The following is a 25,994-nucleotide window of genomic DNA, read 5'->3' as shown; positions in this document are numbered from 1 at the left end:
CCGTACAAGAGTTACTCTCTTTGAGTAAGTAGGCACCTGGCGGTGCGTTGCGGAGGACACCATGTCAGCACTCGAGTACAGCCCCTACGCGGCGGACTGCCCCAGCCGGCAGCTGCTCGACCGGATCGGCGACCGCTGGAGCGTGCTGACGATCGGCGCCCTCGCCGACGGTCCCGCACGGTACTCGGCGGTGGCGGCCCGGGTGCAGGGGGTCTCGCAGAAGATGCTCACCCAGACGCTGCGGGCGCTCGAACGCGACGGCATGGTGACGCGGACGGTGTTCCCCGAGATCCCGCCGCACGTGGAGTACGAACTGACCGAGCTCGGGCGGTCGCTGCGCACGGTGCTCGTGCCGCTGGAGGACTGGGCCACCTCGCACATGCCCGACGTCGCCGAGGCGCGCGAGGGGTACGACGCGCGCTGAGCACCCCGCACTCGGAATCCCCGACGGCGACGAGTGGTTGCCTGGGGACATGCGATCGATCGTCTACACGAAGCCCGGTGCCAGCAGCGTCCTCGAACTCGTCGAGCGGGAGATCCCGGAGCCCGGTGCCGGTGAGGTCCGCGTCCGCGTCGTCGTCTCCGGCGTGAACCCGACCGACTGGAAGGCCCGTGCCGGCGGCACGTACGGCGACGGGCTGCCGTTCCCCGAGATCACGCCGAACCAGGACGGCGCAGGTGTCGTCGACGCCGTGGGCCCCGGAGTCGACGGGCTGGCCGTCGGCGACCGCGTCTGGCTGTTCATGGCGGCGGCGTCACGGCCGACCGGCACCGCGCAGGAGTTCACGGTCGTGCCCGAGTCGCGCGTGGTCCCGCTGCCCGACGGCGTCTCGTTCGACGTCGGCGCCTCGCTCGGCGTCCCCGCGATGACCGCGCACCGCGCCCTCACCACCCACGAGGACGGCCCCGCACGCCTGGGCCCCGGAGCCCTCGACGGCTTCACCGTGCTCGTCGCCGGCGGCGCCGGTGCCGTGGGGCACGCCGCGATCCAGCTCGCCCGCTGGGCCGGAGCGACCGTCATCACGACGATCAGCTCGGACGCGAAGGCAGCCCTCGCCACGGCGGCCGGCGCCCACCACGTCGTGAACTACCGCGAGGAGGACGCCGCCGAGCGCATCCGGTCGATCGCGCCGGACGGTGTCGACATCGTCGTCGAGGTGTCGATCCCGCAGAACGCCGCGCTGGTCGCCGACGTGCTGGCGAACCACGGCGTCGTGTCGATCTACGCGAACAACGGCGGTGACGAGGCGAGCCTGCCGATCCGCCCGAACTTGAGCGTGAACGCCCGCTACCAGTTCCTGCTGCTCTACACGATCGGTGACGAGGCGCTGTCCGCGGCGGCCGAGGACCTCACCGAGGCGTTGCACGACGGTGTGCTGCCGGTCGGCGAGGACGCCGGTCTCCCGCTCACCCGCTTCGCGCTCGAGCAGACCGCCCAGGCGCACGACGCCGTCGAGCAGGACACGGTCGGCAAGGTGCTCATCGACGTGACCGAGGCGCGGTAGCCGCGACACCGGCTCCGGCTCGGGATCGGGTTCCGCAGACGACGAACGGCTCCCACGCATGCGTGGGAGCCGTTCGTCGTGGACGATGCGGGAGGGGTCAGCGACCCAGACGCGCGGCGATGGCTGCGGTGACCCGGAGCCGGGCTGCAACGCGCTCGCGTTCGATGTTGGCGGCGATGACGTCGAGGTCTTCGTAGTCGGCGTCGGTGGTGGTGTCGTTCCAGTTCGGCGAGGAGATCCGGGCACGCCCGAACGACGGCGGAGCAGGGTTCACGGTCGTCATGGGGGCATCGTACGTCGAGCGTCCGACAGAGCGTGTGAGCATCACGGGCCTTTCCTTGGATTGCGGTCGCGCTCGGGGAACGAGTAGGTCAGCGAGAACGCGACGGCCATGAACGACGCCATCATCGCGATGTTCTTGGCGTCGAGTTCGGTGAAGGCATCGGGGACCGGGGAGTCGACGGTGAGCATGCCGAACGAGTACTGGTCGGACCGGATCACCACCGAGACGTACGAGGTGTACCGCGGCTCGAAGCCCGGCAGGTCTTGGTCGACGTCGACGTCGGCCGAGCGGTCACCGACGATCCGGGGTGATCCCCCGACCAGCACCCACTCGAGGTTGCGGTCACCGTAGGGCGTGCCCGCTCGGAAGACCCCGGCGGTGTCGCCGGCGCCACCGTGACCGATCGGCTCGAGCGCCCGCAGATCGGTGGACAGCTGGTACACGTTGGCGCGGACGTCGGGCACCTTCGGCAGCAGGTAGAACGCCAGGGCCACGGCGACGCGGTCGGCGACGACCGAGAGTTCGCCGTGGCGATCGGACCGGGGCAGCTCGGTGAACCGGACGAGCCGGGTGGCGATCTGGCCGAACGCGTACCGGACCGCCGTCGACTGCTCGAGCTCCGCCGCGGTGGCGTTGTCCTCGGCCACCGACCGGGCGGCGTCGCTGCGCCGGGTCCGGACCACCTGCACCGTCACGGCACCGACGAGCACGACGAGCCCGAACGCGACGAGCGACAGTCGGACCGCCGGCGTGACGAACAGGTTCGGCAGCTGGAACGCCGCGGTGGGCGCAGCAGCCACCACGATCGGCCACACGACCGTGCCGACCCGTCCTGAACGCTGCTGCCCCATGACCACGACGCTAGGTCACGCCACCGACGCGGACGGAGTTGTCCACAGGCGGGTTCTCCACAGGATCCATCGGCCTCCACCGGCCCGTCGCACGCAGCTGGTAAGCAGGACCCATGACCGACGTCAGCACGCCCGTCCCCGGATCCAGAGCCCTCGTCCTCGGTGGCGGAGGTGTCGCCGGCATCGCGTGGGAAGTCGGTGTCCTCGTCGCCCTGCAGGAAGCCGGCGTCGACCTCGACGCGGCCGACCTCGTCGTCGGCACCAGCGCCGGCAGCGTCGTCGGCGCGTTCGTCCGGAACGGTGCCGTCCAGCAGGCCTACGACCAGCAGCACACCCCGGCGCCGACCACCTACGAAGAGCCGGCGCCCATCGACGTCGAAGCCGTGCAGCAGCACATCGGCGCAGCACTGCAGGGTGCGACCGGCGAGCAGGACGCCCGTACTCGACTCGGTCAGGCCGCCCAGCGGGTCGTCGGCGGGCAGAGCGACGACGAGCGCACGGCGACCTTCGGCGAGACGCTCCCGTCCACCGAGTGGCCGGAGAAGCCGCTCGCCGTCACCGCGGTCGACGCCACCGACGGCACCTTCCGCCTGCTGACGGCGGCCGACGGCGTGCCGCTCCCCCGCGCGGTCGCGGCCAGCTGCTCGGTGCCGTTCGTCTGGACACCGGTCGCCATCGACGGCCGCCCGTACGTCGACGGTGGCGTCCGCTCGGGCACCAACGCCGACGCCGCCGCCGGGTACGAGCGGGTGCTCGTCATCGCCTGCGGCCCCGAGAGCCCGTCACCGTGCGGGCCCTGGCTCGACGTCGCCGTCGAGACCCTGCGGGCCGGCGGTTCGTCGGTCGAGGTCGTCGTGGCGGACAGCGCGTCCCAGCAGGCCTTCGGCACGAACTCGCTCTCGCTCGCCACCCAGGCACCGTCGGCCGAGGCCGGCCACGCCCAGGGCACCGCGGTCGCCGAGCAGGTGGCCGCCTTCTGGGCCGAGGACCTGGCGAGCGTGCACGCATGAGCACCCCGTTCTCCGACCTCGACCAGTACATCGCGCTCCCCCGCGTCGACGGCATCGACATCACCCCCGACGGCACCCGCGTCGCGCTGACGGTCAGTGCACTCGACCCGGACGGCACCGGGTACCGCCGGTCGATCTGGCAGGTGCCAGCAGCCCCGGCCGAGGACACGGACGACGCCGGTACACCCGCCGCACACCCGGTCCGCCTCACGCGCTCCGCCAAGGGCGAGGGCGGCATCGCCTTCACCCGCACCGGTGACCTGCTCTTCGTCTCCGCCCGGCCCGACGCCGACGCCACCGACCTCGAGGCCGCCCAGCTCTGGGTGCTGCCCGCGACCGGTGGCGAGGCCCGCCCGCTCACCCGCCTGGCCGGGGGCGTCGGCGGGGTCCTGGCCACCGCGGCCTCGTCGGAGGTCGTCGCACTGACCGCCGACCTGCTGCCGGGGGCCGGCTCCGACCCCGCGACCGTGCTCGAAGCCGACGCGGAGCTCCGGAAGACCCGGAAGGACAAGCACGTCCGCGCGATCCTGCACGAGACCTACCCGGTCCGGTACTGGGACCACGACCTCGGCCCGGCACAGACGCACGTCCTGACGCTCGACGCGGCCGGCGGCGACACCGACAGCGACGCGGCCGGCGCCGAACCCGTCCGGCCAGTCGACCGCACACCGGCCCCCGGACGCTCGCTCGACCACGTCAGCGGGGCGCTCACGCCCGACGGCTCGGTCCTGCTGGCCTCCGTGGGCGTCCGGGAGGCCCGTGGGGACCGCTCGACGCTCGTCACCATCGACCTGTCCAGCGGCCACCGCACGGTGCTGTTCGACGACGTCGACGTCGACCACGAGATGCCGGCGCTCAGCCACGACGGCAGGACGATCGCCTGGGTCCGCACCGTCCGCTCCACCCCGGCCGGCGCGAACCAGCAGGAGGTCTGGGTCGCCGGCATCGACGGCTCCGACGCCCGCCGCGTCGCGACCGACTGGGACCGCTGGCCGAGCGAGCTCGTGTTCGAGCACGGCGACCGCGCGCTCCTGGCGGTCGCCGACCAGGACGGCCGCGCGCCGGTCTTCCGCATCCCCCTCGACGGCGGAGCCGTCGAGCAGCTGACGCACGACGACTGGGCGTACTCGAGCCTGCGCGTGGCGGCGGCGACGGGCGTGGTGGTGGCACTCCGGGCCTCCTGGGCGGCCCCGCTGCACCCGGTGCGGATCGCGGCGGACGGCAGGGTGACCCCGTTGGCGGCTCCGGCGCCCCTGCCGGACGTGCCCGCCCACCTGGAAGAGGTCGAGACGACCGCAGCCGACGGCGCCCGCGTGCGCGGCTGGCTGGTCGTGCCCGAGGGTGAGGGGCCGCACCCGCTCGTCCTGTGGATCCACGGCGGACCGCTCAACTCGTGGAACCAGTGGTCGTGGCGCTGGAACCCGATGCTGCTCGCAGCCCGGGGCTACGCCGTGCTGCTGCCGGACCCCGCGCTGTCCACCGGCTACGGGCTCGACTTCGTGAACCGCGGCTGGAACGCCTGGGGGCAGGCGCCGTACACCGACCTGATGGCGATCACCGACGTGGTCGAGGCGCGGGCGGACATCGACGCGACCCGGACCGCCGCGATGGGTGGGTCGTTCGGCGGGTACATGGCCAACTGGGTCGCCGGGCACACCGACCGGTTCCGCGCGATCGTCACCCACGCCAGCCTGTGGGCGCTCGACCAGTTCAACGGCACGACGGACTCGTCGCAGTACTGGTCCTCGATCTTCGACGCCGACGGGATCGCGGCGAACGACCCGCACCTGTTCGTGGCGGAGATCACGTCACCGATGCTCGTGATCCACGGCGACAAGGACTACCGGGTGCCGATCGGCGAGGGGCTGCGGCTCTGGTCCGAACTCGCGGAGCACCACGCTGCGCCGGACGGCTCGATGCCGCACCGGTTCCTGTACTTCCCGGACGAGAACCACTGGGTGCTCGCCCCGCAGCACGCCGTGGTCTGGTACGAGACGGTGTTCGCGTTCCTCGGGCAGCACGTGCTCGACCAGGAGTGGGAGCGGCCGGCCCTGCTCGGGTAGCGCGGGCGGGCCGGGCGGGCCGCTAGACGAACGCGGCCTGCCCGGTGATCGCCCGCCCGACGATCAGGGTGTTGACCTCGCGCGTGCCCTCGTACGAGTAGATCGCCTCGGCATCGGCGAAGAACCGGGCCACGCCCTTGTCGAGCACGATGCCGTTGCCGCCCTGTACCTCGCGGCACCAGGCGACGGTCTCCCGCATCTTCGCGGTGGCGAACGCCTTGGCCATCGCCGAGTGCTCGTCGGCACCGACCCCGGCGTCCTGCATGGCCGAGGCCTGCGTGCACAGTGCGATCGAAGCCGTGATGTTCGACAGCGACTTGACGAGCAGGTCCTGCACGAGCTGGTGCGCGGCGATCGGCTTGCCGAACTGGATCCGCTCGCGGGCGTAGGCCAGCGCGGCCTCGTACGCCCCCACCGCGATGCCGACGGCCTGCCAGGCGACCTCGGTGCGGGTCAGTCGGAGCACCTCGGCCGTCGAGCGGAACGACGTCGCGTTCTGCAGCCGACGCGACTCGGGCACCCGGACGTCCTGCATGACGATGTCGGCGTTCTGCACCCCGCGCAGGGCGATCTTGTCCTCGATCTTGGTCGCGGTGAAGCCCGCGGTGTCGGTGGTGACGAGGAAGCCCTTGACCTGACCGTCGGCGACGTCCTTCGCCCAGATCACGACGACGTCGGCGAAGGTGGCGTTGCCGATCCAGCGCTTCTCGCCGTCGAGCACCCACTCGTCGCCCTCGCGCCGGGCGGTGGTGCGCAGACCCTTCGCCGAGTCACTGCCCGAGTACGGCTCGGTGAGCCCGAACGCCCCGACGATCTCGCCCGTGGCCATCCGGGGCAGCCACTCGCGCTGCTGTTCGTCGCTGCCAGCGACCGCGATCGAGTTCATCGCCAGGCCGGACTGCACGCCGATGAAGGTGGCGACGCTCGCGTCCACGCGTCCGAGTTCGAGGGCCGCCCAACCGCGGTACACGGCCGAGTTCTCGAACTGCCGCACGAGCGGGACGCCGGGCCCGTACATGCCGAGCTCGGCGAGGGGCGCGATGACCTGCATCGGGAACTCGGCGCGCGCCCAGTACTCGTCGGCGATCGGCGCGACCTCGCGCTCGAGGTACTGCCGGAGCCGCCCGAGCGACGCGCGCTCCTGCTCGGTGAGCTGCTGCTGGAAGCCGTAGAAGTCCGATTCGAGCAGGGGCGTCGCGGGCATCGTCGTTGACATGGGAACCACGATGCATCATTCTCGGAAACGTTGCAAGAGAGGATCGCGTGTACACATCGGACTCTGCGCTGCGCGCCTTCCGGGAGGCCCGTCACACCTTCATCGCCGGCTCACGGATCGACATGGGGGCGTTGGCTGCCGCACTCGGCGTCGACCGCACGTCGCTGTTCCGGTGGGTCGGCAACCGTGACCGGTTGCTGTCCGAGATCCTGTGGTCCCTCGCAGTCCCGACCCTCGACGGGGCCACCCACGCCGCCGACGAGATCGGGGCGACCGGAGCGGCCCGGCTCGTCGTCGTGCTCGACCGGTTCACCGCCGACCTGATCGACGCCCCGTACTTCCGGGCGTTCCTGACGCGCGAACCCGCTCGGGCGATGCGTCTGCTCACCACCTCGGACAGCGACGTGCAGAGCCGGTTCGTCGCCCGGGTCACCGCACTCATCGAGCAGCAGGAGTCGTCCGGTACGTTCGATCCGGCACCGTTGTCGGCTGAGGAGCTCGCACGGCTGCTCGTCCGGATCTCCGAGTCGTTCACCTACGCCGAGTTCATCTCCGGCGAGACCCCTGATCCCGACCGGGCCCGTGCGGCGTTCGAGTACGTCCTGCGGCCCGACGCGGTGCACGCCACACCCGCACCACCGATCGGAGACCGATGACCATCGACGAGTACCCGTTCCACCGGACCTACCCCACCCGGTGGAACGACAACGACATGTTCGGGCACGTCAACAACACGATCTACTACTCGGCGATGGACAACGCGTCGACGTACTGGTTCCGCGAGGTCGCCGGGCTCGACCCGTTCTCGTCGGAGTGGATCGCCGTGCTGGTGTCGTCGAGCTGCCGGTTCGTCGAGTCCGCCGTCTGGCCGGACGTCATCGAGGTGGGGATGCGCTCGAAGCACCTCGGCACCACGAGCCTGTCGTGGGAGTTCGGCCTGTTCCGGCAGTCCGACGGCGCCCTGCTCGCCACGGGTGAGTTCGTGCACGTCATCATCGACCGCGAGGGGGCGCGCCGTCCGATCCCGCTGCCCGCCGAGCTCCGCGAACTCGTGACCGGCTCGATGGTCGCGCAGCAGCCCGCCGTCGCCGACTGACCGGGACCCTCCGCAGAACCGAAGTGCCCCCGAACCACGCGATCGCGCGGTTCGGGGGCACTTCGGTTCTGCAAGCGGCGCTGGACCCGAACGCCAGCGCCGCAGTCCGGGGTCAGATCAGGTCGTCGGTCAGGTGGTTCGGCGTGCCGAAGCGGTGCGCCGTGATCGACACCGCCTGCTCGCGGACGAACGGCAGGATCTCGAGCCGCCCGGCCTCGGTCACCGGGCCGCCGTACACCGCGACGTCGGGACGTCCACCGACGGCCGAGTACAGCGCCGAGGTGTCCCCGCCGATGAGCCGCACCCGGGTCGACGGCCCCGAGGCGACCGAGTTCGCGAAGGCCTCGTCGGACACCGTCTGCGACAGCGAGCGGACGATCGGCAGCGAACGGATCGCCGAGGCGACGGACGAGGGCAGTGTCGCGGCCGTGGAGACCTCGATCTTCGTGCCGGCACGGAGTGCAGCGGCGACGACGCGGACGAGCTCGACCACCGAGGCGTCGGGGTCCGTGTCCGAGCCGGCAACCGCGGCCAGCCGCACCTGCACCGACGGGAACGGCAGGTACCGGGCGATGTTCCGCTCTGCGGAGAGCGCGGACACGTCGGTCGCGGTGCCGAAGAGCGTCGACCAGGCCTGCTCGTCGGACGCCAGCGCACGGTCGAGCATCGGCGAGGCGACCTCGGCAGCCCGGGCGAACGCCGAGACCGGACCCGACACGGCGACACCGGACGCAGCGACCGCCGGTGCAGGCGTCCACGACCCGAGCCCGAGCAGGTAGTTCAGCCCACCGGCCTTCGTGCCGGCACCGACCGCCGACTTCTTCCACCCGCCGAACGGCTGGCGGCGGACGATGGCGCCCGTGATGCCGCGGTTGACGTAGAGGTTGCCCGCCTGGATCCGCGTCAGCCACGCTCCGATCTCGGCCGGGTCGAGCGAGTGCAGGCCCGAGGTCAGGCCGTAGTCGACCTCGTTCACGATGTCGATCGCCTCGTCGAGGGAGTCCGCGGTCATCATGCCGAGGATCGGGCCGAAGTACTCGGTGCGGTGGAACTCGGAGCCACGGCGGACGCCCTGTCGGACACCCGGGCTCCAGAGCTTGCCGGTCTCGTCGAGCTGCTTCGGCTCGACGGCCCAGGACTCCCCCGCGCCGAGCTTCGTCAGGCCGCCGAGCAGCTTGCCCGAGGCCGGCTCGATGACGGGACCCATCTGCGTCGCGGCGTCGGTCGGGTACCCCACCGTGAGCGAGGCCACCGCGTCGAGCAGCTGGTTCCGGAACCGCTTGGACTTGGCGACCGAGCCGACCATGACGACGAGGGACGCGGCCGAGCACTTCTGACCGGCGTGCCCGAAGGCGGAAGCGACGACGTCCTTCACGGCGAGGTCGAGGTCGGACGACGGCGTGACGATCACGGCGTTCTTGCCCGAGGTCTCGGCGAGCAGCGGCAGGTCGGGGCGGAACGAGCGGAACAGCTCGGCCGTCTCGTACGCACCGGTGAGGATGACCTGGTCGACCATCGGCGAGGCGATGAGCTGCTGCCCGAGGTCGTCCTCCGACACCTGCAGGAACGCGAGCACGTCGGCCGGGGCACCGTGGGCGTCGAGCGCGGTCTCGATGATCGAGGCGAGCACGGCGCCGGAGCGCTCGGCGGGCGGCGCGGGCTTCAGCACGACGGCTGACCCGGCCGCCAGCGCGGCGAGGGTCGATCCGGCGGGGATCGCGACGGGGAAGTTCCACGGCGGCGCGACCAGGGTCAGCGCCGCGGGCGTGAAGGTCGCACCGTCGACGTCGTCGAGCGAGGACGCCAGGGTGCCGTAGAAGTGCGCGAAGTCGATCGCCTCGGACACCTCGGGGTCGGCCTGGTCGATGGTCTTGCCGGTCTCCGACGCCATGACCTCGATGAGGGCGGCGCGGTTCGCCTCGAGTGCGTCACCGACGGCGTGCAGCACGGCGCCACGCGCACCACCGGACCAGGTCCCCCAGACGGCACCGGCGGCCTTGGCGCGGCCGAGCGCGGAGTCGAGCGCCGTGGCGGAGTCGACCCGGGCCTCCTGGACGGCGCGGACGCCGAGCGTCGACGAGGCGACGCGCGCGGTGATGGCGTCGCCCCAGGCGCGGACGGCGCCGACCGAGGGGTCGCTGTCCGGGGTGTTCTCGAAGTGGCCGGGGCCGGGGCGGCCGACGGCGGCGTACCGGTCGGCGACACGGTGGGAGGCCGGCGCTTCGAGACCCTCGGGCGTCGCGAGCGGCACCAGGGAGGCGCGGAAGCGCTCCTCTTCGCGGGCGAACAGCGGCGGCGAGGACACCAGCGAGAAGACCGCGGACATGAAGTTGTCCTGCGACGCGCCCTCCTCCAGACGGCGGATCAGGTAGGCGATCGCGACGTCGAACTCGCCCGGGTGCACGACCGGCGTGTAGAGCAGGAGCGAACCGACGGTGTTCTTCACGGCCGATGCCTGGCCCTGCGCCATGCCGAGCAGCATCTCGAACTCGATGCCGTCCCGCACACCGCGCTCACCGGCGAGCAGCCAGGCGTGCGCGACGTCGAACAGGTTGTGCCCGGCGACACCGACGCGGACGTTCTCGACGCGCGATGGGGTGAGCGCCCAGTCGAGCACGCGCTTGTAGTTGGTGTCCGAGTCCTGCTTGGTGTGCCAGGTGGCGAGCGGCCAACCGTGGACCGAGGCCTCGACCTGCTCCATCGGCAGGTTCGCGCCCTTGACCAGACGGACCTTGATGCCGGCACCACCACGAGCGCGGCGGGCGGCGGACCACTCCTGCAGCTCCTGCATCGCGGCGAGCGCGTCGGGCAGGTACGCCTGCAGCACGATGCCGGCTTCGAGGCCGAGGAACTCCGGCTCGTCGAGGAGCTTCGTGAAGACCGCGATGGTGAGGTCGAGGTCCTTGTACTCCTCCATGTCGAGGTTGATGAACTTGGCCGGGGTGGCGGCTGCGGCACGCTGGAAGAGCGGTCGGAGCTGCTCGACGATGTCGTCCACCGCGTGGCCGAACGCCCACGGCGAGTGCGGGTGCACGGTCGAGGACACCTTGATGGAGACGTAGTCGACGTCGTCGCGGGCCAGGAGCTTGTGCGTGCCCTCGAGTCGGCGGGCGGCTTCGCGCTCCCCCAGGACGGCCTCGCCGAGCAGGTTGACGTTGAGGCGGACGCCGTCGCGCTTGATGCCGGCGATGGCCGGGCCGAGCTTGGAGTCGGTGGCGTCGACGATCAGGTGGCCGACCATGTTCCGGAGGACCCGTCGAGCGATGGGGACGACGACGTTCGGCAGCATCGGAGCCATGCCGCCGCCGAGCCGGACGAGTCCGCGGAGCGCGGCGGGCAGGAACCCGGGGGCATCGGGGGCGATCTGGCGGAGCTTTCGGGCGGCGACGGCGAGGTCTTCCGGTCGCACGACCCCGTCGACGAACCCGACGGCGAAGTCGAGGCCGGCGGGGTCGGCGAGCACGCCGGCGAGCTGCTTCGCGGAGCCGTCGACCGGGTAGGTCTCGGCCTCGGCGAGCCACTGTCGGACGAGCGCGACGGACTGGTCCGCCAGGGCGTCGTGGTCGATGGCGGAGTCCTCGTGCAGCGTCGTCATGGGTTCAGTGTGGAGGTCGGGGATGCGGTAGCGGAAGTGAGCGTTCCTGATGGATACCGTTCAGTTCCGCTACCGTTCCGGTCCTGATCCGGCTAGCGTCGGACCATGCTCGACGTCCGCCGTCTCGTGCTCCTCCGTGAGCTGTCCATCCGCGGCACGATCGCGGCCGTCGCCGAGGCCGTGAACTTCACCCCGTCGGCGGTCTCGCAGCAGCTGAGCGCCCTGGAGCGGGAGGCCGGTGTGCAGCTCCTCCGCAAGGCCGGGCGTCGGCTCCAGCTCACCCCACAGGCCGAGGTGCTCGTGGCCGCGGCGGGCCAGGTGCTCGACGTCCTCGAGCACGCGCAGTCACAGGTGGAGGAGACCCTGTCGTCCGTGCAGGGGCGTGTGCGGGTCGCGGTGTTCCAGTCCGCGGCCCTCGCCCTGATGCCGAGCGCCCTGCACGAGATGGCCACGGAACACCCCGACGTCCGGGTCGAGATGGTCCAGCGGGAACCGGAGACCGCACTGAACGAGACGTGGGCTCGTGACTTCGACATGGTCATCGCCGAGCAGTACCCGGCCCACGCCGCTCCGCACCTGCCCGGGCTCGACCGCTCCGACCTGACGACCGACGCCGTCCGGCTCGCCCTGCCCCCGCTCGACACGGCCCTGCGCCCGGTGTCGTCGCTCGAGGACGCCCGCACCATGCCCTGGGTGATGGAACCCCGCGGCACCGCGTCGCGGCACTTCGCCGAGCAGGTCTGTCGGCGCTGGGGCTTCGAGCCCGACGTCCGGTACGAGACCGCCGATCTGCAGACGCAGATCCGTCTGGTCGAGTCGGGCAACGCGGTGAGCCTGATGCCGGACCTGATGTGGACCGGTCGGACGACGACCTGTCGGCTGCTCGAGCTGCCGGAGGGGCCGCGACGCACGATCTTCACCGTGGTGCGGTCCGCGGGGTCGTCGTCCCCGGCGGTCCGCGCACTCCGTGACGCGCTCGAGCGCGCGGCGGCCGCCGTCGGCGACTGATCCGCCGGCGCGCCAGCCAGCGCGCACGCCATCCAGCGCGCGCCTTCCAGCGCCGTGACCGGATCGAGACCTGTGCATCCGTCAGGATCTCGTCGACACAGACATCTCCTGGATGAGGGCACCTCCCGGTGCCCCGACCGGCATCCGAGGGGGATCCCATGAACCAGCCCTGCTCCACCACACGACGGGTCGCTGCCATCGGCGCAGCCGTCGCCATCGTCACCGCGTCGTCGGCGTTCGGCATCGGCGCCGCGACCGCCGTGGCGGCCGAACCCACGACCGCCACGAGCACGGCGACACCCGGTACGCCGGCCGAGCCCGGTACGCCGGCTGAGCCCGCCGCGCCCGTCACGACGGTCGACACCGACGAGCAGCCGGGAGGCCCGTCCACCGACCCGACGCCGACTGCGGTCCCGGAAACGCCGGCACCAGAGCCCACGGCGTCCGCCGCACCGGCGACACCTGCGGCGTCCGCGGCACCCGCGGCCGACGACGGCAGCGATCTCGCCTTCACGGAACCGTCGACCGCCGAGGACCCGATCGAGCTCACCGCCACCAGCGGCACGCCCTTCACACGCACCTTCGAGACCACCGGCGGCGACGGCACCGTCGGCTACGCCATCCAGGACGCCCCGTCCTCCGACTACTGGGTCAACGTCGACACCGGCGTCCTGAGCGGTGACCCGAAGGAGGCCGGGACCTTCCGGTTCCAGGTCGTCGCCCTGAGCGGCTCGACCGAGATCACGCAGTACGTCGAGCTGACGGTCGCTCCCGGCGACCCCGTGGGCGTGACGTTCGGCGTCGCCACCCCCGACCACAACGGGCTGTGGCAGGTCGAGACCGACGGCACGATCTGGGAACAGGCCGCTGGTCAGGGCCGCGTCCGCATCGTGCCGAACATCCCCGTCGCCGAGGACACTCCGCTCACGCTCGCCGGCCTCGCAGTCGACGCGTACGGCAACCGGACCACGCCGGGTCCGGACTACCCCCGGTCGACGGTCACGAGCACGGACGACTCCGACGCGGCGGTGTGGAACGACGGGGACTCCTCGAACACCGTGACCTTCGGCGGCACCGGCGCCCGGACCGTGACCGTCTCCGAAGGGGGCGTCTCCACGTCGTTCGAGGTCGTGGTCGGCGCCGAGGACACCGACGAGCCCGCCGCCCCGGACACCATCACGTTCACCGAGCCCTCGACGCCCGAGTCCCCCATCCGCATCGAGACCACCGCGGGCGAGCAGATCGAGCGCACCTTCACCGCGACGGGGTCGTCGACGGAGCTGCACTACGTCTTGCTGACCGGCCCGACGGCGTTCCCCGTCCCGGGCAACGAACACCCGATCGCACCGCTCGGCCTCGCCGTCGGTGACACGAGCGGGGTCCTGAGCGGCGCTCCGACGGTGGCCGGCGAGTACGACTTCCAGGTCATGGCCATGAACGGGTCCCGCGCTGCCACCCAGTACGTCCACCTGTCCATCCGTCCCGCCGCGACGAAGGAACTCAGCCTGCTCGTCAGCACGATCGGGTCCCCGAAGGGGTGGCTCCGCGACGCCGAGGGCCTGCGCGAGGTCTTCGCGGAGAGCCCGAAGTCGATCCCGGTCGACGCCGTCCCGGTGACCCAGGGGGCGACGATGGTCGTCCGGGTGACGGCCCTCGACGCGTTCGGGAACAGCACGAAGGAGTCCGACGGGGCGCAGCCCGTCGTGACGAGCAGCGTGCCCAGCGACGAAGTGACGCTGCCGTACGGCGAGTGGGAGCCCCGCGTCGGGTTCCCGCACGCCTCGCCGCACACCATCACGGTCGCCCTCGGTGACGTCTCGACCACGTTCGACGTGGACGTACGGCCGTCGGTCGCGACCGTCGGCGACACGACCCCGACAGCCGGCGGCGGTGGGCACCTCGCCTACACGGGCGCTGACGCCTCCGGGCCGCTCGCGTGGGCGCTCGGCCTGCTCGCCGCCGGCGGCGGTCTGCTGGTCCACCGTCTGCGTCGCCGTCGCGCCTGAGACGCGGCCCCGGACGGACGGGAGGCGCGGTGCGGGCCCGCACCGCGCCTCCCGTCCGCCCTGCCGCGCCAACAGGGCACGCCGCGCGTGCGGGGGTCCGGCGGTTTCCCGCACGCACCCCCAACCCGGGTCACATTCCGGTGAATCGTCACAGCCCGGCAACGTCATCCCGCTACGATCCGAGAACGCCGACATTCTCGGCAAATTCACATGATCTGGGCGATGAGCCCGGACCGAATCCCTGGGGGATCCCGTGCACCGCAGCACCTCCACTGTCCGTCGCGCCTGCGCCGTCGGCACCACAGTCGCCCTGGTCGGCCTGACCACCGGCCTCGGCATCATGACCGCGACGGCCGCCAACGCCGAGACGCTCGACACCACGCAGCCGATCGTGGCCGCCGAGACGCCGGCCCCGAACCCGGCCGAGGGCAGCGAGACGCCCACGCCGACGGACCCGCCCGTCGAGACCGCGCCCGAGACCCCGGCTCCGGCCGAGGAAGCCCCGGCGCCCACCCCCGAGGCCACCGAGCCCGCCGCGCCGGAGACCACCGCGCCGGCCGCCACCGAGGCTCCGAAGCCGACCGAGACCCCGAAGCCGGACGTCACGGCCAAGGCCGCCGACGCGACCGTCACCATCGAGGGCACGGCCAAGGTCGGCACCCGACTCGTCGCCGTCGTCACCGGCTTCGACGACGAGGCGGGGTACAAGTACTCGTGGACCGACCAGGACGGCAACGTCCTGTCGAAGGCCGCGAGCTACGTCGTCGAGCCGACCGACGTCCGCAAGACCATCACGGTCGCCGTCACGGGCACGCTGCCCGGCGCGACCGAGACCTCCACGGTCGAGTCCGAGGCCACCGCCGCCGTGACCCAGACCCCGGCGTTCCTCGGTGAGGACGGCCAGCCCACCAAGGCCGGTGCCACGCAGGACAGCCCGCTCGAGCTGAGCACCGCCGCCGGTGACGCCTTCTCGCACACCTTCCGTGCGCAGGGCTTCCCGGAGCCGAAGTACAGCCTCGCCTGGTTCGACGAGGACGACGCCGAGTACGCCGAGGAGTTCCCGGAGGACGACATGTCCCCCGCAGACCAGCTCCCCTACGGCCTCACCTTCGACGCGTCGACCGGTGAGCTCAGCGGCGTCACGACCGAGGCGTGGGACTGGACCTTCGCCGTCACGGCGACCAGCGGCACCGAGTCCGTCACCCAGTACGTCTCGCTCACCGTCGAGGCCGGCGCACCGCTCGGCGTGCAGGTCTACACGGTCGACCGTTCGCAGCTGGAAGCCGAGAAGCAGCGCTCGTGGGTCATCGCGCCGGACGGCTCGGTCTACACGGTCGACGCCGAGTCCACCGATGACTCCTTCTCGGTCGTGTTCACCGACGGCGGTCGTCCGACCGTGAAGCAGGGCGGCACGCTCGTCGTCCAGGGCGGGCTCGTCGACCGCTACGGCAACGACATCCTGGCCGACGAGGACGAGACGGTCCTGCCGACCGTGACGTCGGACATCGCCAGCGACGTGATCGCTCCGGACCCCGAGCTCGGTGACTTCGGCATCGTCGGCGTCACGTTCCCGCACGCCTCGGTGCACAACCTGTCCGTCGCCTTCGGTTCGTTCAGCACCTCGTTCGCCGTGGACGTTCAGCCGACCGCGGTCGCCGGCATCGCCGACCCGACCCCGGTCGCGCCAGCAGCAGCCCCGGTCGCCCCGGTCAACACCGGTGGCCAGCTCGCCTACACCGGTTCGGACACCACCGACGCACTGCCGTGGGCCCTCGGCCTGCTCGTCGCCGGTGCCGGCCTCATCGGCGCCCGCTTCGCGCGTCGTCGTCGCGCCCAGCGCTGACACCCTGAGACGTCTCCCGGCCGTCGCGTGCCCGCGCGGTGGACGGGAGGCCCGTGACGGCCCCGCCTGCTCCTGTACCGGAGCAGGCGGGGCCGTTTCGCATCCGCGCCCGGCCGGGTCCGCGCCGGTAGCGTTGGCGACATGCCCACGCTGCTGCACATCGACTCCTCGGCCGACCTGTCCCACTCCCGCTCGCGCGCGCTGACCGCGGCCTTCGCCGACGCCTGGCGCACCCGCGGCCCGGAGTACACCGTCGTCCGACGGGACCTGCACGTCGACCAGCTCCCCCACCTGGAGAGCTCTGCGCTGCACTGGGCCGCCGCCGACCGCACCGCCGAGGAGACCGTCGCCCCCGAGGCCGAGGCACTGCGTCAAGAGGTCATCGACGAACTCCTGGCCGCCGACGTCGTCGTGGTGGGTGCGCCGCTGTACAACTACACGGTGCCGTCGACCCTGAAGGCCTGGATCGACCGCGTCCACGTGCCCGGCATCCTGACCGGCGGCGTGCAGCCCCTGGGCGGACGCCCCGTCGTGACCGTGGTGAGCCGCGGCGCCACCTACGACGCCGGCACCCCGACCGAGGGCTGGGACCACGGCTCCCCCGTCCTGCACATCGTGCTCGGCACCGCGCTCGGCATGAAGCTGTACCCGATCACGGTCAGCGCGACCCTGGCCGACCGGCTGCCGGACCTCGCGCCGCTGGCCGACCACGCCGCCGCGGAGTTCGCCGACGCGAAGACGACGATCGAACGCCTGGCGACGACGCTCGGCTGACCCGCGCGTCCGTGGCGCTCGTCAGGCGGGCCGGACCTCGTCGGCCCGCCCGAGCAGTTCCGCGTGGAAGGCCGTCTGCGTCAGGGCGCTCGCGAGCAGGAACCCGGTCATCGACTCGATCCCGCCGCTGAAGGGCACCCGGGCGGCGACCTCGAACAGCGTCGGACGGTCCAGTGTGTCGAGGGCCGCGGCGACGTGACGCGAGCGTTCCTCCCGGTGCCTGGCCAGCGTCTGCGCGCGGGTGACGACGTCGCGGAACCGGTACTCGTGCCCCGGGCAGACCTCGAGGTCGGCGTACGGGTCGAGCCGCGCGAGCGACGCCAGGTAGTCGCCGAGCGGGTTCGTGCCGGTCCGGCCGCCGAGCCCGATGCCGGAGTTGATCCGCGGCAGCACGTGGTCGCCGGAGAACAGCAGCCCATCGGCCTCGTCGAGGAAGCACACGTGCCCGCTCGTGTGCCCCGGGGTCCACAGTGTGCGGATCGTCCGACCGGGGATCGGCAGCAGGTCGCCGTCCTCGAGCAGCACGTCGGCGTACGGCGCCTCGATCCGGCCCATCCCGATCTGGCGTCCGCTGCCCCACGCCTCGACGACCCCGGCCCGCAGGTGTTCCGGCAGCCCCCACGTCGCGATGGCGGTGTCGTTCCGCTCGGCGTCGGCGCGTTCCCGTTCGAGCGCGCGGACCTCGAGGCCGTGCATCGCCACGCGTGCGCCCGTCGCCCGGCGGATGGCCGCCGCGGCACCCAGGTGGTCGGCGTGCAGGTGCGTCACGGCCACGAGCGACACGTCGTCCAGGGTGCGTCCGATCGCGGCGAGCCCGTCCCGTAGCTCGGCGAGCCCGCCGTCGGCAGACCACCCGGGGTCGATCACCGCGAGCGAGCCGTCCGACCCCTCGACGACGTAGACCAGCGTCGCGTCGGGCACCCCGAACCGGAACGGCACCGCGAGGGTCCAGATGCCCGGCCGGACCTGCTCGACGGGTGGCAGGACGCCGTCGCGGAGTGCGGCGGCCTGCACGGGGCTGATCGGTTCCGGGGCCGGCGCTGCCGGCGGAGGCACGGTCGTCACGCTCGCCACCCTATCGACGCCGCCCGACCTGCCCGGGGTGATCCGGGCCTCCCGGCCGCGCATCGTGAGCAGAAGATGTCGGGTCGTCGAGCCGGACCCGACCATTCCTGCTCACGAAGTGCGCAGCCCCGCCGACTCCCGCGAGTAGACAGGACCCATGGAGATCGCACCGATGCTCGCCAAGGCCGTCGCCACCGTCCCCGATCAGGACAGCACGAAGGGCGGGCTGCGGTACGAGCCGAAGTGGGACGGCTTCCGGGGCATCGTGACCATCGACGGTGAGGACGTCGAGATCGGGAGCCGCGGCGCCAAGCCGCTCACCCGGTACTTCCCCGAGCTCGTCGAGGCGTTCCGCGCCCAGTTCGGCGGCCGCGACCACCCGGTCGTCCTGGACGGCGAGGTGATCCTGCGCTCCGGCGAGCCCGGTGCCGAGCGCCTCGACTGGGAGGCGCTGTCGCAGCGCATCCATCCGGCAGCCTCGCGGATCGCCAAGCTCAGCGTCGAGACGCCGGCGCAGTTCGTGGCCTTCGACCTGCTGGCGGTGGACGGCGAAGAGCTGGTGGACCGCCCCTTCGACGAGCGTCGCGAGCGCCTGGAGCAGCTCGGCGACGCGATGACCGACCCGCTCTTCGTCACCCGCACCACGCTCGACGTCGAGCAGGCGCGCGAGTGGCTCACCACGTTCGAGGGCGCCGGGCTCGACGGCGTCGTCGCGAAGCCGCGAGCGCGGCCGTACGAACCGAACAAGCGCTCGATGCTCAAGATCAAGCACCACCGCACGGCCGACGTCGTCGCCATCGGCTACCGCGTGCACAAGAGCGGCTCCGGCGTCGGGTCCCTGCTGGTCGGCCTGTACGACGCGGACGGCGAGCTCCGCCAGGTCGGCGGCGTCTCCGCCTTCTCCGACAAGCGCCGGGCCGCGTTGATCGACGAGCTCGAGCCCGTCGTGCTCCGCGATGCGGACGGGAGGCCCGTCACCGGTGACGGGGAACGGTCGCGGTTCTCGTCGGGTCGCGACACGTCGTTCGTCCGGCTGGCGCCGGAGCTGGTGCTCGAGGTCCGGTACGACCAAATGGAGGGCGACCGGTTCCGGCACACCGTGCAGTTCGAGCGGTGGCGGCCCGACCGTGACGCGACGTCGTGCGGGTTCGAGCAGCTCGAGGTGCCGAGTGCGTACGACCTGAACGACGTGCTGTCCTGACGACGGAACGCACTGCGGTGTCCGTTTGTCGCTGTTCTGTCACGTTCGGGGAAAAGTAGTTAGCCGAACTAGCGAAGCCGTGCCAGGATGATCTCAGCAGCACGAGGCGTCCAATTCGGACGCCCGGATCGAAAGCGGTCGACATGAGCACCAGCACGCTTGTCCGCCACCCTCGGCGGAGCCCCTTCACAGAAGTCCGAGAGGCACGGCGCCAGCGCGTCCTGCAGCTCAGCGCGGTCATCAGCGCCATCGCCGGCGTGACCGCCACGGCGCTCGCACTCGTCACGGTCGGACTCGGCTCGTGATCGTCGACGGCATCACCGACGTGCACCGCGGCACCTGGTCGCGGCTCACCCGCCTGCACACCGCCAGCATCGGGCTGCCGACGCACACCACGCGCGTCGAGGACCCGGACCGTCAGCGGGACGTCTCCTCCGCAGCCTGAGGCTCGGCTGCGACTGTTCGGCATTCGGCCGCCTGTTGCTCGGCCCCTCGGCCGCTCGGCCGCTCGGCCTCAGCTCGGCTTCTTCGCCCGTGAGGGCTGCACGCGCGGCGGCTCCCCCGGCATCTTCGGGAAGTCCGGCGGGAACGGCAGCTCACCCTCGCCGTTCGCCAGGTCCCGCTCCCACCACTCGAGCAGCGGCGCGATGCTGCCCGGCTGCTCCCCCATCGACTCCCACGGGTCGCCCGTGGTCCGCAGCCGCTCCGGCACCGTGCGGATCGTGAAGGTCGTCGGGTCCGCGGTGCGCAGTTCCTCCCACGCGATCGGCGTGGACACCGAGGCGTGTGCGAGAGCTCGGGGACTGTAGGCACCGGCCATCGTGCGGTCACGGTTCGCCTGGTTGAAGTCGACGAAGATCCGCTGCCCCCGCTCCTCCTTCCACCACGCCGTCGTGACCCGGTCGGGCATCCGTCGTTCGAGTTCGCGCGCCGCAGCGATCACCGCATGCCGCACGTCGAGGAACTCGTGCTCGGGGCGGATCGGCGCGAACACGTGCAGGCCGCGGTTGCCGCTCGTCTTGATCCAGGTGGTCAGACCGACCTCGTCGAGGACCTTCCGGAGTTCCTCGGCCACCGGCACCGTGTCGCCGAAGTCGGTGCCGGGCTGCGGGTCGAGGTCGATGCGGAGCTGGTCCGGGTGGTCGCTGTCCTCGGCACGAGAAGCCCACGGGTGGAAGACCACCGTGTTCATCTGGGCGGCCCACACCGCCACGGCCGGCTCGTCGATCACGAGCTGCGGGTGCGACCGCGCACTCGGGTAGGTCACCGTGACCGAGCGGACGTAGTCCGGCGCCCCCTTCGGCGGGTTCTTCGAGAAGAACTGCTCGCCGTCGACGCCGCCGGGGAACCGCTGCAGCGAGATCGGCCGGTCGCCGTTCGCCCGGACGAAGGCGTCCCCCGCCGTGACGAGGTACTCCGCCAGGTCGAGCTTCGTGATGCCCGCCTCGGGCCAGAGCACCCGCGAGGGGCTGCTGATCCGGACCTCGCGGTCACCGTCAGGGCCGGGCACCCGCACCGTCGTCGCTTCGCTCGCCATGCAGCGGACCGTACACGCGTGCCGGCCGTCCGCCCGCAGCCGGGACCGCTCTTGCTCCCGCAAGACACCGGTGTTCCCTGGTCGAACACGCGCACGCCGGTGTTCAGCGCGCGGACACCGGTGTCTTGCGGGCAGGGTCGGCAGGATGGGCGGGTGAACGCGTACCTCGGCATCGACCTGGCGTGGGGGCTCGGCTCCGAGCGGAAGGCCGCGAACGAGACGGGGCTGGTGGCGATGGACCACGACGGCACGATCACCGACGCCGGGTGGGCCCGCGGGGTCGACGCCGTCACGGACTGGATCGCCGAGCACCTCGGGCCACGATCCCTGATCGCCGTGGACGCCTCGCTCGTCGTGACGAACCCGACGGGCATCCGCGAGTCCGAGCGGCAGGTCGGGCAGCGGTACGGCCGGTGGAAGGTCGCCGCGAACCCGACCAACCAGGCATCGGCGGCGAGCGCCGGCTCAGCGCTGCTCGACCGGCTGACCACGCTGGGCGTCGGCTACGTCTCCGACACGGACTCGATGCGCCGACGCACCGGTCCGGCGATGTTCGAGTGCTACCCGTACACGACGCTGGTCGGCGTGGAGGAGCTCGGCTACGACGTGGAACGACCCCGGTACAAGCGGCTCGACCTCCGGATCCCCGCCGCCGAGGCACGTGCCCGTCGCGCCGAGGCCTTCGACGAGCTGGTCCGGCGGCTGCGCGAGACCCCGCTCGACCCGCCGCTGCTGCTCGACTCGCACCCGCTGACCCGGCGGCTCGCCGACCCGTCGGTGCTGCACGGTCCGACGCACAAGCACCGCGAGGACCTGCTTGACGGGGCGCTGTGTGCGTGGACGGCGGCGTTCTGGGAGCGAAACGGCGACGACCGCGTGCAGATCCTGGGAGGTGATCCGGCCCTCCTGTGCGACCCGTTGGACGAGGCGGGCCGCCGGCCCGTCGTGGTGGCGCCCGCACGCCCGTCGCAGCGGAGGCCGCGCGGCTAGGGTTGAGCGGTGAGCGCGACGACCGAACCCCTGCACATCGGGCTGGTGTCGCTGCACACCTCCCCCGGAGACGAACCCGGTTCGGGCGAGGTCGGCGGCATGAACGTCGTCGTCCGGCACCAGGCCGAGGCGCTGGCTGACCTGGGCCACCACGTGGACATCATCACGCGACGGTCCGCTCCGACGCAGCCGGACTCGGTGTCGCTCGTGCCGGGCGTGTGCCTGCGGTTCCTGTCCGCGGGGCCGGCCGAGCCGGTGCCGAAGGGTGAGCACGACGCGTTCATCGAACCGTTCCGTCACGAGCTGCAGCAGCTCGGCCCGTTCGACGTCCTGCACTCGCACCACTGGTTCTCCGGCGCGGCCGCGCTGCCCGTCGCCCGCGAGCGCGGCATCCCCCACGTGCAGTCGTTCCACTCCATCGCCGCCGACCCGGCCACGCCGCTGTCCGAGGGCGAACGCCCAGAGTCCGCGGGCCGCATCGCCGGCGAGGAGCTGCTCGCTCGCGAGTCGGACGCCGTCGTGGTGGTCTCCGAGGCCGAGGCCTCGACGGTGCGCACCCGGCTCGGCGGCGACGACGCCCGCATCTGGATCGTGCCGCCGGGGGTCGACGGGTCCGTCTTCCGCCCCGCCGCCGTCGGTGCGCGCCGCGCCGCCACCCCCTACGTGGTCGCGGCGGCGCGCGTGCAGCCGCTCAAGGGCCTGGACCTGGCGATCGAGGCGATCGCGGACATCAGCCTGGAGGCCCGCCCCACCCTGGTCATCGCGGGCGACGTCTCGAGTGAGGCGGGCGACTACGTGGACGAACTGCGTCGGCTCGCCGACGAGCGGGGCATCGCCGACCACGTCACCTTCATCGGGCCGCAGTCGCGTGCCGACCTGGCGTTCCTGTTCCGTGGCGCGGCAGCCGTGCTCGTGCCGTCCCACTCCGAGACGTACGGACTCGTCGCGCTCGAGGGCTCCGCTTCCGGGGTGCCGGTCGTGGCCGCCGCCGCCGGGGGCCTGCGTGAGGCCGTGGTCGACGGGGAGACGGGCGTCGTGCTCGAGTCCCGCGACTCGCAGGCGTGGGCGGACGAGATCGAGCGGATCCTGACGGATGCGCCGTACGCCGCCGGCCTCGCCGCGGCGGGCCGGGAGCACGCGGAGCGCCTCAGCTGGGAGCGATCGGCCGCGGGGCTCGAGGACGTCTACCGCCGGGTGCTCGGGCGATCGTGAGCGGGACGGGCGGCCGGTTCGCGGCGTTCTGGGCGGCGCTCGACGCCGTACCCGTCGAGTCGGACGCCGAGGCGCTCTACGACGTCGGGTCGGCCGAGGGAGGACTGCGACGAGCGAACCTGACGCGGTACCTGGAGCAGTCCGGCGCAGGGGCCGACACGTTGCTCGTGGCCGAGGCCCCTGGGTGGCGCGGCATGACGAACACGGGTGTGCCGTTCACGAGCATGCGCGAACTCGGGTCCGGGTACTCGGTGCCACCGGAGCCGACGGCACCGTGGGAGGCCTCGTCGCGCGTCGTGCACGCGGCACTGGAAGGCTGGCGCGGTGCGCTCCCCGTCGCGTGGGCGATCTTCCCGCACCACCCCTTCGTGGCACCGGACCGGCTGACGAACCGAACGCCCCGACCCGCCGAGGTCCGCTCGGGAGCACCCGTCGCCCTCGCGCTGCTGGAGGCCCTCGGCGGCGTGGAGCGGGTCCGGGTGGTCGCCGTCGGTCGGAAGGCGCAGGGAGCGCTCGCCCTGGCCGGCATCGAGGCGACCGCCGTGCGGCACCCGGCGCAGGGCGGCGCGAAGCAGTTCACCGAACAGCTGCGAGCGCTGGACCGCTAGCCGTCCGTCCGTCCGCCCCGGTCCGTCCCGGTCGCGTCCCGCTCAGGCGGAGCGGACCTCGACGCCCTTGGCCGCGAGCCGCTCGGCGACGTGGGCGGGCAGTGGTGCGGCGGCGTACACGGTGCGGAGCTCCGGCAGGTCGAGCAGGTCGTCCCAGTTCTGCGGGTCGAAGCGGTCGTCCGAGCCGTCCCAGCCGGGGTGCACGTCCCGCAGCACCTCGAGGTCGGAGTCCACCGTGATCTCGGTGACGAGCGACAGGTGCGACGGCAGCAGGTCGAGGTCGTCGTAGTACTCGCGCGCCCGGTCGTCCTGCCCGTCGACGTCGAGGTCCTCGTCGGTCTCGTCCTCGGCGTCCGGGTCGTAGGGGTCGAGGACGTCGAGGTCGTAGCAGAGGACGTCGAGCACCAGGAGCTTCGCGTTGAAGTCCGCGAACTCGATGGGCTCCTCGGTGGTGTTCGACTGCTGGTCCATGGCCGGAGCGTATCCGTCGCCGAGCGACCGTGTTGCGATCGCGAGAAACCTTCCTGTGGGACTGGACAGAAAGGCATCTCGCGCGCAAGGGTGACGCATGGCCACCACCAAGACGGACCGCCCACAGCAGGAGCAGCACGAGCTCCGCCGGGTCATCGGTCCCAAGCTCCTGCTGCTCTTCATCGTCGGCGACATCCTCGGCACGGGTGTCTACGCGCTCACCGGCCAGGTCGCGGCCGAGGTCGGCGGAGCAGCGTGGCTCCCCTTCCTCATCGCGTTCGCGGTCGCGCTGTTGACGGCCTTCTCGTACCTCGAACTCGTGACCAAGTACCCCCAGACCGCCGGTGCCGCCCTCTACGTGCACAAGGCGTTCGGCATCCACTTCGTCACCTTCATCGTGACGTTCATCGTGATGTGTTCCGGGATCACGTCGGCGTCGACGGCATCACGGGCGTTCGCGGCGAACCTCGGCGCCGGGTTCGGCATCGAGCTGCCGAACGGCGTGGTGATGCTCATCGCGATGGGCTTCATGCTCGCGGTGATGTTCATCAACTTCCGCGGGGTGAGCGAGAGCGTCAAGACGAACGTCGTGCTGACGCTCGTCGAGCTGTCCGGTCTCGTCATGGTGATCCTGATCGGGTTCTGGGCGATCGCGGGCGGCAACGCGGACTTCTCGCGGGTCGTGATGTTCGAGACGCCGGAGGACAAGTCCCTGCTGCTGTCGATCAGCACCGCGACGTCGCTGGCGTTCTTCGCGATGGTCGGGTTCGAGGACTCGGTCAACATGGCCGAGGAGACCAAGGACCCCTCGCGCATCTTCCCGAAGATCATGCTCACCGGCCTCGGGATCACCGCGGTGATCTACGTCCTCGTGTCGATCTGCGCCGTGGCCGTGGTGCCGATCGGAGAGCTCGCCGGCAACGAGACCCCGCTCGTCACCGTCGTGCAGACCGCCGCGCCGGACTTCCCGATCGCCGACCTGCTCCCGTTCATCTCGATGTTCGCCGTCGCCAACACGGCCCTGATCAACATGATGATGGCGTCGCGTCTGCTCTACGGCATGAGCAAGCAGGGCGTGCTGCCGGGCTTCCTGTCCCGAATCTCCCCCGCCCGTCGCACCCCGTCGACCGCGATCGTCTTCACCACGCTCATCTCGCTGCTGCTGATCGGGTGGGTCTCGCTCGACCCGGACTCCCCCATCGTCGTCGTCCTCGGTGGCACCACCTCGCTGTTGCTGCTGACGGTGTTCGCCGTCGTGAACGTGACCGTGCTCGTGCTGCGCCGCGACAAGGTCGACCACAAGCACTTCCGCGCGGGCGTCATCATCCCGGTCATCGGCATCATCACGTGCCTCTGGCTCGTCCTGCCGTTCTCGTCCGGTCGTGACCCGCAGCAGTACCAGATCGCCGGCGCGCTGCTGGCCCTGGGCGTGCTGCTCTGGATCCTGACCTGGTTCACCCATGGACGGAAGCAGGCCGAGAAGGCCCCGACCGGACTCGTGACGGAGCCGACGAAGGTGCAGCGCCCGCCGCACGACCACCGCGACGTCTGATGGACGCGACCAGTGTCATCTGGACCATCGTCATCGCGGTGATCGCCGCGCTGTCGCTGTCCGCCGGGGGCTGGCGCCTACGTCGAGGTCGACAGGACGCTCGACGCC

At 71.9% G+C, this 25,994-nt stretch carries 24 protein-coding genes; 17 read left to right on the top strand and 7 right to left on the bottom strand.

The window, feature by feature from the left end:
- Positions 1-61 precede the first annotated feature (61 nt).
- Together DEJ20_RS07165 and DEJ20_RS07160 are read left to right on the top strand one after the other, a co-directional pair.
- Positions 62-424, top strand: a complete 363-nt coding sequence (locus DEJ20_RS07165) for a winged helix-turn-helix transcriptional regulator (protein WP_071247254.1) — start codon at positions 62-64, stop codon at positions 422-424.
- Between the two features lie 49 nt (positions 425-473).
- Positions 474-1,505 carry an NADPH:quinone reductase gene (locus DEJ20_RS07160; protein ID WP_111236061.1) on the top strand — a complete coding sequence of 344 codons (1,032 nt, stop codon included), beginning with the start codon at positions 474-476 and terminating at the stop codon, positions 1,503-1,505.
- 97 nt (positions 1,506-1,602) lie between these two features.
- On the opposite strand, the gene DEJ20_RS07155 is transcribed toward DEJ20_RS07160, so the two are convergent.
- Together DEJ20_RS07155 and DEJ20_RS07150 are read right to left on the bottom strand one after the other, a co-directional pair.
- Positions 1,603-1,788 (bottom strand): hypothetical protein, encoded by a 186-nt coding sequence (locus DEJ20_RS07155; RefSeq protein ID WP_027465208.1) that lies wholly within the window; start codon positions 1,786-1,788, stop codon positions 1,603-1,605.
- Between the two features lie 41 nt (positions 1,789-1,829).
- On the bottom strand, positions 1,830-2,639 hold the full coding sequence (locus DEJ20_RS07150) for a GAF domain-containing protein (RefSeq protein WP_111236062.1): 810 nt from the start codon (positions 2,637-2,639) through the stop codon (positions 1,830-1,832).
- 113 nt (positions 2,640-2,752) lie between these two features.
- Between DEJ20_RS07150 and DEJ20_RS07145 the strand changes: the two genes are divergently transcribed.
- A complete protein-coding gene (locus DEJ20_RS07145) occupies positions 2,753-3,649 on the top strand; it encodes a patatin-like phospholipase family protein (protein ID WP_111236063.1) in 897 nt (298 codons plus the stop codon).
- Positions 3,646-5,712 (top strand): S9 family peptidase, encoded by a 2,067-nt coding sequence (locus DEJ20_RS07140; protein WP_111236064.1) that lies wholly within the window; start codon positions 3,646-3,648, stop codon positions 5,710-5,712. The genes DEJ20_RS07145 and DEJ20_RS07140 overlap by 4 nt, the downstream gene beginning before the upstream one ends.
- A gap of 22 nt (positions 5,713-5,734) precedes the next feature.
- On the opposite strand, the gene DEJ20_RS07135 is transcribed toward DEJ20_RS07140, so the two are convergent.
- The gene (locus DEJ20_RS07135; protein ID WP_111236065.1) at positions 5,735-6,916 is read right to left on the bottom strand and encodes an acyl-CoA dehydrogenase family protein; all 1,182 of its coding nucleotides are present in this window, start codon (positions 6,914-6,916) and stop codon (positions 5,735-5,737) included.
- Between the two features lie 59 nt (positions 6,917-6,975).
- On the opposite strand from DEJ20_RS07135, the gene DEJ20_RS07130 reads away from it, so the two are divergent.
- On the top strand, positions 6,976-7,584 hold the full coding sequence (locus DEJ20_RS07130) for a QsdR family transcriptional regulator (protein WP_071247243.1): 609 nt from the start codon (positions 6,976-6,978) through the stop codon (positions 7,582-7,584).
- Positions 7,581-8,024, top strand: a complete 444-nt coding sequence (locus tag DEJ20_RS07125) for an acyl-CoA thioesterase (protein WP_111236066.1) — start codon at positions 7,581-7,583, stop codon at positions 8,022-8,024. Before DEJ20_RS07130 ends, DEJ20_RS07125 begins: the two co-directional genes overlap by 4 nt.
- A gap of 112 nt (positions 8,025-8,136) precedes the next feature.
- Here DEJ20_RS07125 and DEJ20_RS07120 read toward each other — a convergent pair whose 3' ends face one another.
- Positions 8,137-11,619 carry a proline dehydrogenase family protein gene (locus tag DEJ20_RS07120; RefSeq protein WP_111236067.1) on the bottom strand — a complete coding sequence of 1,161 codons (3,483 nt, stop codon included), beginning with the start codon at positions 11,617-11,619 and terminating at the stop codon, positions 8,137-8,139.
- 105 nt (positions 11,620-11,724) lie between these two features.
- Between DEJ20_RS07120 and DEJ20_RS07115 the strand changes: the two genes are divergently transcribed.
- The 4 genes from DEJ20_RS07115 (at position 11,725) to DEJ20_RS07100 (ending at position 17,250) form a co-directional block, all read left to right on the top strand.
- The gene (locus tag DEJ20_RS07115) at positions 11,725-12,627 is read left to right on the top strand and encodes a LysR substrate-binding domain-containing protein (RefSeq protein ID WP_071405378.1); all 903 of its coding nucleotides are present in this window, start codon (positions 11,725-11,727) and stop codon (positions 12,625-12,627) included.
- A 158-nt stretch (positions 12,628-12,785) separates the two neighbouring features.
- Positions 12,786-14,633 (top strand): hypothetical protein, encoded by a 1,848-nt coding sequence (locus DEJ20_RS07110; protein WP_111236068.1) that lies wholly within the window; start codon positions 12,786-12,788, stop codon positions 14,631-14,633.
- A gap of 253 nt (positions 14,634-14,886) precedes the next feature.
- Positions 14,887-16,476, top strand: a complete 1,590-nt coding sequence (locus DEJ20_RS07105; RefSeq protein ID WP_111236069.1) for a putative Ig domain-containing protein — start codon at positions 14,887-14,889, stop codon at positions 16,474-16,476.
- A gap of 141 nt (positions 16,477-16,617) precedes the next feature.
- A complete protein-coding gene (locus DEJ20_RS07100) occupies positions 16,618-17,250 on the top strand; it encodes an FMN-dependent NADH-azoreductase (RefSeq protein ID WP_111236070.1) in 633 nt (210 codons plus the stop codon).
- A 21-nt stretch (positions 17,251-17,271) separates the two neighbouring features.
- Here DEJ20_RS07100 and DEJ20_RS07095 read toward each other — a convergent pair whose 3' ends face one another.
- Positions 17,272-18,315 (bottom strand): MBL fold metallo-hydrolase, encoded by a 1,044-nt coding sequence (locus DEJ20_RS07095; RefSeq protein WP_181431605.1) that lies wholly within the window; start codon positions 18,313-18,315, stop codon positions 17,272-17,274.
- 157 nt (positions 18,316-18,472) lie between these two features.
- On the opposite strand from DEJ20_RS07095, the gene DEJ20_RS07090 reads away from it, so the two are divergent.
- The 3 genes from DEJ20_RS07090 to DEJ20_RS07080 all read left to right on the top strand — a co-directional run bounded on the left by DEJ20_RS07090 (position 18,473) and on the right by DEJ20_RS07080 (position 19,961).
- Positions 18,473-19,516, top strand: coding sequence for an ATP-dependent DNA ligase (locus DEJ20_RS07090; RefSeq protein ID WP_111236072.1), 1,044 nt, complete (start codon positions 18,473-18,475; stop codon positions 19,514-19,516).
- Positions 19,517-19,659: 143 nt separating this feature from the next.
- The gene (locus tag DEJ20_RS07085; protein WP_163343780.1) at positions 19,660-19,821 is read left to right on the top strand and encodes a hypothetical protein; all 162 of its coding nucleotides are present in this window, start codon (positions 19,660-19,662) and stop codon (positions 19,819-19,821) included.
- The gene (locus DEJ20_RS07080) at positions 19,818-19,961 is read left to right on the top strand and encodes a hypothetical protein (RefSeq protein WP_155896788.1); all 144 of its coding nucleotides are present in this window, start codon (positions 19,818-19,820) and stop codon (positions 19,959-19,961) included. The genes DEJ20_RS07085 and DEJ20_RS07080 overlap by 4 nt, the downstream gene beginning before the upstream one ends.
- Before the next feature lie 69 nt (positions 19,962-20,030).
- Here DEJ20_RS07080 and ligD read toward each other — a convergent pair whose 3' ends face one another.
- Positions 20,031-21,053, bottom strand: a complete 1,023-nt coding sequence (gene ligD / locus DEJ20_RS07075) for a non-homologous end-joining DNA ligase (protein WP_111236073.1) — start codon at positions 21,051-21,053, stop codon at positions 20,031-20,033.
- Between the two features lie 153 nt (positions 21,054-21,206).
- Here ligD and DEJ20_RS07070 point away from each other — a divergent pair, with 153 nt between their 5' ends.
- From DEJ20_RS07070 to DEJ20_RS07060, 3 genes are read left to right on the top strand one after another with little or no spacing between them, the layout of a single operon-like run.
- On the top strand, positions 21,207-22,043 hold the full coding sequence (locus DEJ20_RS07070) for a DUF429 domain-containing protein (RefSeq protein WP_111236074.1): 837 nt from the start codon (positions 21,207-21,209) through the stop codon (positions 22,041-22,043).
- Positions 22,044-22,052: 9 nt separating this feature from the next.
- Positions 22,053-23,255 carry a glycosyltransferase gene (locus DEJ20_RS07065; protein ID WP_111236075.1) on the top strand — a complete coding sequence of 401 codons (1,203 nt, stop codon included), beginning with the start codon at positions 22,053-22,055 and terminating at the stop codon, positions 23,253-23,255.
- On the top strand, positions 23,252-23,863 hold the full coding sequence (locus tag DEJ20_RS07060; protein ID WP_111236076.1) for a uracil-DNA glycosylase: 612 nt from the start codon (positions 23,252-23,254) through the stop codon (positions 23,861-23,863). Before DEJ20_RS07065 ends, DEJ20_RS07060 begins: the two co-directional genes overlap by 4 nt.
- Before the next feature lie 42 nt (positions 23,864-23,905).
- On the opposite strand, the gene DEJ20_RS07055 is transcribed toward DEJ20_RS07060, so the two are convergent.
- Positions 23,906-24,334, bottom strand: a complete 429-nt coding sequence (locus DEJ20_RS07055) for a DUF6892 domain-containing protein (protein ID WP_051596670.1) — start codon at positions 24,332-24,334, stop codon at positions 23,906-23,908.
- Between the two features lie 97 nt (positions 24,335-24,431).
- Here DEJ20_RS07055 and DEJ20_RS07050 point away from each other — a divergent pair, with 97 nt between their 5' ends.
- On the top strand, positions 24,432-25,886 hold the full coding sequence (locus DEJ20_RS07050) for an APC family permease (protein WP_071404196.1): 1,455 nt from the start codon (positions 24,432-24,434) through the stop codon (positions 25,884-25,886).
- Positions 25,887-25,994 lie beyond the last annotated feature (108 nt).

The organism is Curtobacterium sp. MCSS17_005 (genome assembly GCF_003234225.2).
Taxonomy (GTDB): domain Bacteria; phylum Actinomycetota; class Actinomycetes; order Actinomycetales; family Microbacteriaceae; genus Curtobacterium; species Curtobacterium flaccumfaciens.
This window is presented reverse-complemented; position numbering and strand designations above follow the sequence as displayed.